Raw genomic sequence first — 10,669 nt, forward strand, 5'->3', positions numbered from 1 at the left:
ACTGGCGAAAAAAGAGGCCTCCGTGAAAAAGAAGTGTTAAGGCTTCTGAAAGGGCTTGACTTTAATCCGAAATCGGACTAAAATGGTATCTGCAAGTCCGATTTCGGATTAAGAGAAACTTTCTGAAAGCCCCGGTCAGGGGAGCCGTCTCGAATTGCTCCGGAAGGCTGCAGAGCGGAGCCGGCTTGGCCGGTCTGGAAGAAAGTAAAGATTAAAAACAGTTCAGGGAGGCATAAGATGGAGGAGAATCAGGGGCAGGAGCTCAGAGAATTTAACCGCCTGTACAAAAAGCTGGAGGAGCTGTATCACAGCCTTTCGCTGAGGCTTGGGATGTCAGACAGTATTTTTTCCATTCTGTACACCATCTGCGAGCTGGGAGACGGCTGTTCTCAGAAGGAGATCTGTGAGCAGCTCTCTGCCAGCAAGCAGACGATCAACTCGGCGATACGGAAGCTGGAAAATCAGGGAATCCTCTTTATGAGGAAGGGGGAAAAGGGGAGAGAGCTTCACATTCACCTGACGGAGAGGGGAAGGTGTGAGGTGAGAGAAAAGATTCTTCCTGTCATGGAAGCTGAGGATCAGGCATTTATACGGATGCCTGAGCAGGACCGGGCGGAGTTTCTGCGGCTGAGCCGGATATATGTGGACGCCATGATCCGGGAAACAAGTTCTATCAGGGCTTTGGAGGAAAGATCATGAAGATTTTGATGAGATTTATCAGGCCGTACAGAGGGCTGGCTGCGGCTGCGCTTCTGTTCGTGTTTTTGGATGTGGCGGGAGCCCTTGTCATACCCACCATCACCGCCGATCTGATCAATGTGGGTGTCGGCACCGGAAATATGGACTATATTATAGAGAAGGGAATCCTGATGATGGCAGTCACTGTCCTGGCGGGGGGCTGTGCCCTGCTTGGCAGCCTTCTGTCAGCCAGACTGTCCGCGCTGCTTGGGAGGGATATGAGAAATGCCCTGTATGAAAAGACTCTTTCTTTTTCGATTCACGATTTTGAGCAGTTCGGCACCGGATCCATGATTACCAGGACATTGAATGACGTGTCGGTGATTCAGCAGTCAGCCGTGTGGTGCATCATGATGGTGCTCCCGGTTCCTGCGCTCTCTGTCATGGGGATTGTCATGGCAGTTCTGATCGACCCTGCTATGGGGGCAATCCTGGCGGCTGCGGTGGTGCTTGTCATCCTTTTAGCCCTGGTTATCAGCCGGAGGGCGGCTTCGATCTTTGAGATGCTCCAGCGCTATCTGGATCGGATGAATGTAGTGCTGAGGGAAAATATTACAGGCGTGAGGGTCATCCGGGCGTTTAACAAGGAAAACCATGAGAAAAAGAGGATGAAGAAGTCCTTTGAGGATTACGCAGAGGCTGCTGTAAAGACGAACCAGCTGTTTGCCGCCCTTGACAGCTTTTCCTTCTTTGCAATCAACATCCTGATCGTGGCGATTCTCTGGATCGGAGGAAACAGGATTGGCGCGGGAAGCATGGAAATCGGCGACATCACGGCTCTGACAGAGTACACGATCCTGATTCTCTATTATCTGATGATGGCTCAGATGGTGATTATTCTCCTGCCCAGGGCGCGTGTCTGTCTGGGAAGGCTTGAGGAGGTTCTGACCTGCGAGCCGGAGGTAAAGGACGGAGAGGACGCTGAAAAGGAGAAAAACAGAGACGAAAACAGAGATGAAAAAAGAGACAGACTGGAAGGAGACGGGGCCTTCTGCTTTAAAAATGTTTCGTTCCGGTTTGCAGACGCCGATGAGGACACTCTGAAGAACCTGGACTTTGTCTGCCGCAGAGGGGAGACAACGGCTGTCATAGGAGGAACGGGGAGCGGAAAATCGACCATCGCCAGGCTGCTTCTGCGCTTTTACGATGTGACGGAGGGAGCCATCCTGGCAGACGGGAGAGATATAAGGCAGATGAGCCAGAGGGAGCTCCGCTCAAAAATTTCCTATATCCCCCAGAAGGCATGGCTGTTTTCCGGGACCATCGCTGATAATCTCCGGTACGGGAAACCGGATGCCTCTGAGGAGGAGATGTACCATGCCCTGGATGTGGCCCAGGCAGGCTTTGTGAGGGAGCTGGAGCAGGGGCTTGAATCTCATGTGGCTCAGGGAGGGACGAATTTCTCCGGCGGCCAGAAGCAGAGGCTTGCCATTGCAAGAGCCCTTATGAAGAAGGCGGATCTGTACATTTTCGATGACAGCTTTTCTGCTCTGGACTTTAAGACGGACAGCGCCCTCAGAAGGGCGCTGAAGGCAGAGACGGAGGATGCAGCCGTGCTGATCATTGCCCAGAGGATCAACACGATTCTGAACGCAGAGCAGATCATTGTGCTGAATGAGGGACAGATTGCCGGGATCGGAACACATGAAAGTCTTCTGAGAGAGTGCAGTGTGTACCAGGAAATCGCCCGATCACAGATGAAGGGAGGGGAGGCATAGTGGATACAGAGAAGAGTTACCTGGAGGATGAACTGGAGCTGGAGGTGCCAAAGAACGGGCTTAAGACCATGAAGCGGATGTGGGATTCTGCGCCGGAGCAGCACCTGCGGCTGCTTTTAGTCATGATTTCTGTTGTGTGCTATACGCTGTTTTCCATTGTATCGCCCCTCTACAGCGCACACCTGGTGGATCTGATATGGAACGGGGTGAAGGAGTCTGCCGCCCAGAGGACGGTTTTCAGCTTCAGCTGGGCCCGGGGAGGGCGGGAGCTGCTCATCCTGTTTCTCCTCTATTCTGTCACCTGGCTGTTCTATACGGCCCAGAATTTCCTGATGGCCGGCTTTGCAGAAAAGCTGAACCTGAATCTGAGGGAACAGATCAGCAGGAAATTAAACAGGCTGCCCCTGTCCTACTTCGACGGGCACCAGCCGGGAGAGATTTTAAGCCGCGCCACAAACGATCTGGACAAAATGTCAGAGGCCCTTCAGACCGGGCTTTTGAAGCTGTTTACCTCAGTGGGGCTGGCGGCAGGCTCGCTGATTATGATGCTTCGCTATAACCTTATTCTTACGGCAGTGTTCCTGGTATTTACAGGGCTGTCCATGGTGCTCACAAATATATTTTCAGGAAAGACGCTCCGCTTCTCTGCCAGAAGGCAGAGGGCCATGAGCAGGCTGACCAGCTGTGTGGAGGAGTCCTACAGCGGGCGCGTGATCATCCGGGCATTTAACCGGGAGGAGGAAAGTCTTGCGTCCATGAAGGAGGCTTCGGAGGAGCTTGCCAGAACTTCCATCCAGGCAGAATTTCTGGCCCAGGCCATCAATCCGGCCATCCGCTTTGTAAACCGGACGGGGCAGGTGCTGATTGCCGTTCTGGCCGGAAAATTTTTGATTGACGGGGCATTGACGGTAGGCGCTATCCAGGCCTTTTTCCAGTACGTCTACCAGGCCGCGGAGCCGCTGACAGAGGCATCCTATATGATCAATTCCATGCAGTCGGCTCTGGCCTCCATGGAGCATATTTACAGAATGCTTGACGAGGAGGAGATTACAGAGGAGCCTGAGCACCCCGTAAGCGTGTCAGGCGCCAGGGGAAGCGTGGAATTTCAGGATGTGCGCTTTGGCTATTCACCGGATCACATTTTGATGAAGCAGATCAGCTTTTCCGTAAAACCGGGGCAGAAAATTGCCATTGTAGGAAATACGGGCGCGGGAAAGACAACGCTGATTAACCTTCTCATGCGTTTTTATGAGGTAAACAGCGGAAGGATTCTGCTGGACGGAGAGGATACGGCTCAAATGACCAGGGCGGAGCTTCGGAAAAATTTCGGCATGGTGCTTCAGGATACCTGGCTGTTTGGGGGAACCATAGCGGAAAATATCGCCTACGGAAGGCCGGATGCCTCCAGAGAAGAGGTGATCGCGGCTGCTAAGGCCGCCCATGTGGATTTCTTTATCCGCACTCTCCCCAAGGGATATGATACCATTCTGGACAATGAGGCGGAGAATATCTCGGTTGGCCAGAGACAGCTTCTCACCATCGCCCGGGTGATGCTCTGCAATCCTCCGGTGCTGATCCTGGATGAGGCCACATCCAGCGTAGACACGCGGACAGAGATGGCCATAGGAGAGGCCATGCAGTCGTTAATGAAGGGAAGAACCAGCTTCGTCATCGCCCACCGCCTGTCGACGATTGTGGATGTAGATCTGATTCTGGTGATGAAGGACGGTGATATCATCGAGCAGGGAAGCCACCGGGAGCTTCTGAAGGCCGGAGGAGCGTACGCAGAGCTCTATAACAGCCAGTTTGCCTAGGCGCGGAGGGCACAGACGTTTCCAGCAGTTTTTTCTGACAGAAGAGGGAATTTGTGGTATAATGACTGCAAAGCGGTCATTATACCTGCGCCGAGCCGCTGGCGCCCGAAGGGAGCCAAAACACCACTTCGGCGAGTGCGCATCCCTCGGGGGAGAATGGCATATCCGAAGGATATGATATAATGACCGCAGAGCGGTCATTATATCTGCGCATACCGGTTTCAGCATTCACTGCTGAAAGCCGGGCGCTAAATTCCGCCGGAGGCCGCCATATCCGGAGGATATGGCATGATAAAAGAAACGGTTCACAGGCAGTGTTGTGCCACACAGGGTGAGCCGGAAAAGGGGCTGCGGAGCCGTCAGCCCTGCAGGCAGGCTGTTTTTGGCGGGAATGCCTGGGGATGGGAGCGGCTCAGACGGCAGAAAGGATGGAGAAGGATGAAGATTGCAATTATTTATTATAGCCAGACAGGTCACACCAGAGAGATGGGCTCTGTGATTGCAGAGGGAGTGGAGCGCGCCGGCGGTGAGGCAAGGCTCTTTTCCGTGGAGGAGCCGGTGGACGAGGAGTATGTAAACTCCTGCGACGGAGTCATTATCGGAACGCCTACCTGGCTTGCCAATACCTGCTGGCAGATTAAAAAGTGGTTTGACGTGGACAGCGGGAAGCTGAAGCTGGCAGGAAAGCTGGGAGGCGTGTATGCTACAGCCCACTATGCCCAGGGGGGAGGCGATGTGGCTCTCATGAATATGATCGGCCACATGCTGGTGAAGGGAATGCTTCTCTACTCCGGCGGTGCTTCCCTGGGAAAACCTTTCATCCATCTGGGGCCGGTTGCCCTGGATTCCGTGGGAACTCATTTTGAGGACTGCAAGGAGGACTTCCGGATCTACGGAGAGCGGTTTGCCAGAAAAGCAGGCGAGCTGTTTGAAAAATAGAGGCAGGACAAGACTGACAGAAGAAGGCTGAGAGAAAACAGAGCGGAGAAAGTCCGGCGAAGAAACAAGAACCGGGAAATCGGACAGACTGAGGAGTCACATTCCAAAAGTCTGTTCGATTTTTTTCGTGACACTGGGGGAGAAATATATTATAATGAACCCATTGCAGTGCAGGCCGAAGAGACGGCGCGGCAGAATACTGCCAGATGGAGCACGATATAGGAGAATAGAAATATGGGAAATAAATTTGATTTGCTGAATCCGAAGCAGCAGGAGGCAGTTTTCCACACAGAGGGGCCTCTTCTTGTTCTGGCTGGAGCCGGTTCGGGAAAAACGAGAGTTCTGACCCACAGGATAGCCTATCTCATAGAGGAAAAGGGGGTGAACCCCTGGAATATTATGGCCATCACCTTTACCAACAAGGCGGCAGCCGAGATGAGGGAGAGGGTGGACCAGATTGTGGGCTTTGGCTCTGAGAGCATCTGGGTGAGTACCTTTCACTCCTCCTGTGTGCGTATCCTCAGAAGACATATAGACAGGCTGGGATATGACACCAGCTTCACCATCTATGACACGGATGATCAGAGAACTCTGATGAAGCAGATTTTCAAGCGCCTTCAGGTAGATACCAAGCAGTTTAAGGAGAGAAGTGTGCTGGGAAGGATTTCCTCCCTTAAAAACGAGATGATCCGGCCAGACGAGGCCCTTACAAACGCAGGGGGGGACTTCGGGGAGAAAAAGATCGCAGAGCTCTACGGAGAGTACCAGAAGGCTCTGAAAAATAATAATGCCCTGGATTTCGACGATCTGCTGGTTAAGACTGTGGAGCTGTTTGAGGCGGATCAGGAGGTTCTCGCCTATTATCAGAACCGGTTCCGCTACATTATGGTGGACGAGTACCAGGACACTAATATGGTGCAGTTTAAGCTGGTTGATCTGCTGGCGGGAAAGTACAGGAATATATGCGTGGTGGGCGACGACGACCAGTCCATCTACAAGTTCAGGGGGGCTGACATTGAAAATATCCTGAGCTTTGAGAAGGCGTTCCCGGGAGCACAGGTCATCAAACTGGAACAGAATTACCGCTCCACCCAGAATATTCTGAATGCCGCCAACGAGGTGATCCGAAATAACAGAGGCAGAAAGGATAAAACCCTCTGGACGGCCAACGGGGAGGGCGAGCGTGTGCGGCTTGCCCAGTTTGACACAGCTTATGAAGAGGCGGACTACATAGCGTGTGACATTAAGGCCGAGTCCGCCAAGGAAAACAGTCCCTTTTCCGACTTCGCTGTGCTGTACCGGACCAACGCCCAGTCCCGCCTTCTGGAGGAGAAAATGATTCTCCACAGCATCCCGTACCGGCTGGTGGGCGGCGTCAACTTCTATCAGAGAAAAGAGATCAAGGATATTCTCTCTTATTTGAAAACCATCGCAAACGGCCAGGACGATCTGGCTGTCCAGAGAATTGTCAATGTGCCGAAGCGGGGAATCGGAGCCACATCCATGGGAAGGGTGACTGCCTTTGCCTCTGCAGGCGGTATGAGCTTTTATGACGCCCTCCTCCGCGTGAAGGCTGTTCCGTCCATCGGGAAGGCAGCTGACAAGATTGGAGTGTTTACAGAACAGATCGAGGACTTTAAGGCAAGGCTGGGGGAGCTGAGCTTAAAGGAGCTTATCGAAGAAATCCTTGAAAACACCGGATACCGCAAGGAGATTGAGGCTGAGGGAGAGGTCGAGGCGGAAACCAGGCTTCAGAATATCCAGGAGCTGATCAACAAGGCAGTGGCCTACTGGGACAATGAGGAGAACCCCACCCTGGACGGCTTCCTGGAGGAGGTGGCTCTGGTGGCGGATGTGGACAGCATGGACGAGTCGGAAAACCGTGTGGTGCTCATGACGCTCCACAGCGCCAAGGGACTGGAATTTCCCCATGTGTACCTGAGCGGAATGGAGGATGGGCTGTTCCCCAGCAGCATGTCAATCATGTCCGACGACGGGGACGCGGTGGAGGAGGAGCGCCGCCTCTGCTATGTGGGAATCACAAGGGCCAGAGAGAGGCTTACCCTGACGGCAGCCAGACAGAGGATGACCAACGGAGAAACAAGGTTTTCCAGGCTCAGCCGTTTCGTGGAGGAGATCCCGCCCCTTCTCCTGGACAGGCAGAACAAGCCCTCTTCCTTTGAGAAAAGAGGAACGGGAGCCGGCGGATCCGGGCTTCACTTCGCGGAGGATGAGTTTGACGACAGCGGTCTGCCCTGGGGAGATGAGTTTGAGCCGGGCTTTGGTTCCCGCCCGTCCGGCCGTCAGAACGGAAGATTTGGGGATGGACAGGGCAGTCTGTCCTCCTCAGGTTCCTCCTGGTCGGGCAATTCCTCCTGGGGAGGAGGATGGGGAGGCTCCTCAGTCTCCTCCGGCGACTGGGACCGCTCCACAGAAGGGTTTACTGTGCCGAAACGTCCGGCCGGCTTCAGCGCCTTTGGTCAGAAGCCAAACGCCTATGCCTCTAAGACCTCCAGCCCGGCCCCTTCCTTCGGAAAGCAGTTCACGGTCCAGAAGGCAGGAAGCCTTGACTATAAGGCCGGCGACCGTGTCTGCCATATAAAATTCGGGGAGGGGACCGTAAAGAATATTGTGGATGGCGGTAAGGATTACGAGGTGACCGTGGACTTCGACAGAGCCGGAATTAAAAAGATGTTTGCATCCTTTGCAAAATTGAAAAAATTGTAATAAATTTGTGGTTTTCACATAAAATATGTATAGTAAAAAGACAGAGATAATGGTATAATAATAAAGACATATCCATTAGAAGGTTATGGAGAAAGGACGTGACAAGATGAATAAATTCGATCTGATGGGCAAGGATGCTTTTAACAGAGTGGAAGAGATTATGAATGCCACAAAACTCAACGAATTCCTTCACAGAAAAGAGGAGGAGGAGAAGAAAAAAACCTGCATTCTCTGGATTCTGGCGATTATCGGCGTGGTAGCTGCTGTAGCGGCAATCGCTTATGGAGTGTATCGTTTCTTTACTCCTGACTATCTGGAGGATTTTGAGGACGATTTCGAGGATGACTTCGACGATGACTTCTTCGACGAGGAAGAGGCAGAGGCTGTCGAGAAGGAGAAGGACAAAGAATAAAAGAAAGAATCAGGGCAGGATGGAACTGTTTTGAAAATTGGGGGGCTGTGAAAAAATGATTTCTCATTTTTTCACAGCCCCCCGTTCTTACGTTTCAGGGGAAAAGAGGTTCCGGTAGCACTACAAAATATACCGGCAGAGGTAGCCAAAGACAGATTTTTTGTGTATACTGTTGGAAGTCGGAAGCCAGGAACCGTAGCATTATCAGAGAAATTTGGAAAGCTGCCGGTACTGCCCGTGGTCGGGTGCGTCTTCCATGCAGGAGCATTATCGGAAAAAAAGACAAACTATCAGACTGGCATACAGTCGGATATGTCCTCAATGCAGGAATGCTGCCTGTGAAATCTGATATTGGATATGCCACCAATAGCGGAAGCAGGAGACCGGCGGCATGATTCGGAAAATCCGGGCTGTCTGCCTGGAAAGGGCAGGAGATTACAGGATTAGACAAGATGGGGAAAGCTGAGAAAGATGGAAAAAGCTGAGTAATAACCGTAAGGAACAGGAAGATACAGTAGATCATGGAAGAGACGAAAAGGAGACAAGATGAAAAAAGGTGAGATTTACGAGGGGATTGTAGAGAAGATGGATTTTCCCAACAAGGGAATCATTTATATTGAGGGAGAACGGGTTACGGTGAAGAATGCCCTTCCCGGACAGAAGGTAAAATTTCTGGTAAATAAAAAGAGAAAGGGAAAATGCGAGGGCCGTCTTCTGGAAGTGACAGAACCGGCAGCTGTGGAGCTGTCCGATGCCTGTCCGCACTTTGGAATCTGCGGAGGCTGCCTGTTTCAGACCTTTCCCTATGAGGAGCAGCTGAAAATCAAGGAGGGACAGGTAAGAGAGTTTCTGGAGGGTGTGCTGGGGACACCGGGAGTCTCGGGAACATGGAACTTTGAGGGGATTATCGGAAGTCCTGCCGCAGAGCGGTACAGAAATAAGATGGAGTTTTCCTTCGGAGATGAGGTGAAGGATGGCCCCTTAGCCCTGGGTATGCATAAGAGAGGCAGCTTTTACGATGTGGTGACAGTTGGCGGATGCCGGATTGTCCATGAAGATTTTACGAAGATTCTTCTCTGTACCAAGGAATTTTTTGAAGAGAGACAGATTCCGTTTTATAAAAAGATGCAGCAGACAGGGTATCTGCGCCACCTGCTTGTGAGAAGGGCAGTAAAGACAGGGGAAATTCTTATTGACTTAATCACAACGACCCAGACGCACACCCTGCAGACAGAGCAGTTTGGCGGGACAGAGGAGGAGCTTCTGAACCAGTGGAGGGAGAAAATTCTGTCTCTTTCGCTGGAAGGGACTCTGGCCGGCATTCTCCATACGAAAAATGATACGCTGGCAGACGCGGTAAAGGATGAGGGCACAGAGATACTGTTTGGACAGGATTACTTTTACGAGGAGCTTCTGGGGCTTAAATTCCGTATTTCTCCGTTCTCCTTCTTCCAGACCAACTCTCTGGGAGCAGAGGTGCTCTATGAGAAAACCAGAGAGTATGTAGGAGGCGTGGACGGGAAGGTAGTCTTCGACCTGTACAGCGGCACGGGAACCATTGCCCAGATTCTGGCACCTGTGGCGCAGAAGGTTGTAGGCGTGGAGATTGTGGAGGAGGCCGTGGAGGCCTCCAGGGTAAACGCTGAGCGAAACGGACTCTCCAACTGCGAATTCATCGCAGGGGACGTGCTCAAGGTAGTGGGAGAGCTGACCGACAAGCCGGATCTGATCGTGCTCGATCCGCCCAGGGATGGGATTCATCCAAAGGCTATAGAAAAGATCATTGACTTCGGTGTAGAACGGATGGTGTATGTGTCCTGCAAGCCTACAAGCCTGGCAAGAGACCTGGAAATACTGACGGCGAGAGGGTATGCGGTGGAGAGAGCGTGCTGCGTGGATATGTTTCCGGGGACGGGGAATGTTGAGACGGTTGTACTTTTGTCCAAACTTAATACCAAGCAGCATATTGAGGTGGAGCTGAATCTGGACGAGCTGGATTTGACAGCGGCGGAGAGCAAGGCTACCTATGACGAGATCAAAGCCTATGTGCTGGAGAAGTATGGGTTGAAAGTGTCCAGCCTGTATATCTCCCAGGTCAAGCGGAAGTGTGGGCTGGATATGGGACAGAACTATAACCTTTCAAAGAAGGAAGATGCAAAAGTGCCGCAGTGCCCGCCGGAAAAGGAAGCGGCAATTGTAGAGGCATTGAAACATTTTCATATGATATAAGGATAGCGACTCATACTTAAAAACACGTTATCGGCTTAGTCGGTAGCGTGTTTTTATTGTTAAGGGAGACCGTGTAACTTGACTTATAAATA

At 52.1% G+C, this 10,669-nt stretch carries 7 protein-coding genes; all 7 read left to right on the forward strand.

Annotated elements, in window-relative coordinates; genetic code table 11:
• The first annotated feature begins 237 nt into the window (after positions 1-237).
• Entirely contained in the window at positions 238-699 is a 462-nt protein-coding gene (locus tag LK436_RS07905) for a MarR family winged helix-turn-helix transcriptional regulator (RefSeq protein WP_008395757.1), read from the forward strand.
• A complete protein-coding gene (locus LK436_RS07910; protein WP_008395756.1) occupies positions 696-2,456 on the forward strand; it encodes an ABC transporter ATP-binding protein in 1,761 nt (586 codons plus the stop codon). Before LK436_RS07905 ends, LK436_RS07910 begins: the two co-directional genes overlap by 4 nt.
• Positions 2,456-4,270, forward strand: coding sequence for an ABC transporter ATP-binding protein (locus tag LK436_RS07915; RefSeq protein WP_008395755.1), 1,815 nt, complete (start codon positions 2,456-2,458; stop codon positions 4,268-4,270). Before LK436_RS07910 ends, LK436_RS07915 begins: the two co-directional genes overlap by 1 nt.
• A gap of 288 nt (positions 4,271-4,558) precedes the next feature.
• Positions 4,559-5,209, forward strand: coding sequence for a flavodoxin family protein (locus tag LK436_RS07920; RefSeq protein WP_008395753.1), 651 nt, complete (start codon positions 4,559-4,561; stop codon positions 5,207-5,209).
• Positions 5,210-5,443: 234 nt separating this feature from the next.
• Positions 5,444-7,936, forward strand: a complete 2,493-nt coding sequence (locus tag LK436_RS07925; RefSeq protein WP_008395752.1) for an ATP-dependent helicase — start codon at positions 5,444-5,446, stop codon at positions 7,934-7,936.
• Positions 7,937-8,042: 106 nt separating this feature from the next.
• A complete protein-coding gene (locus tag LK436_RS07930; protein WP_021965953.1) occupies positions 8,043-8,348 on the forward strand; it encodes a hypothetical protein in 306 nt (101 codons plus the stop codon).
• 546 nt (positions 8,349-8,894) lie between these two features.
• The gene (gene rlmD / locus LK436_RS07935) at positions 8,895-10,577 is read left to right on the forward strand and encodes a 23S rRNA (uracil(1939)-C(5))-methyltransferase RlmD (RefSeq protein ID WP_008395749.1); all 1,683 of its coding nucleotides are present in this window, start codon (positions 8,895-8,897) and stop codon (positions 10,575-10,577) included.
• The last annotated feature ends 92 nt before the right edge of the window (positions 10,578-10,669 follow it).

This window comes from Clostridium sp. M62/1, assembly GCF_020736365.1.
GTDB lineage: Bacteria > Bacillota > Clostridia > Lachnospirales > Lachnospiraceae > Otoolea > Otoolea saccharolyticum_A.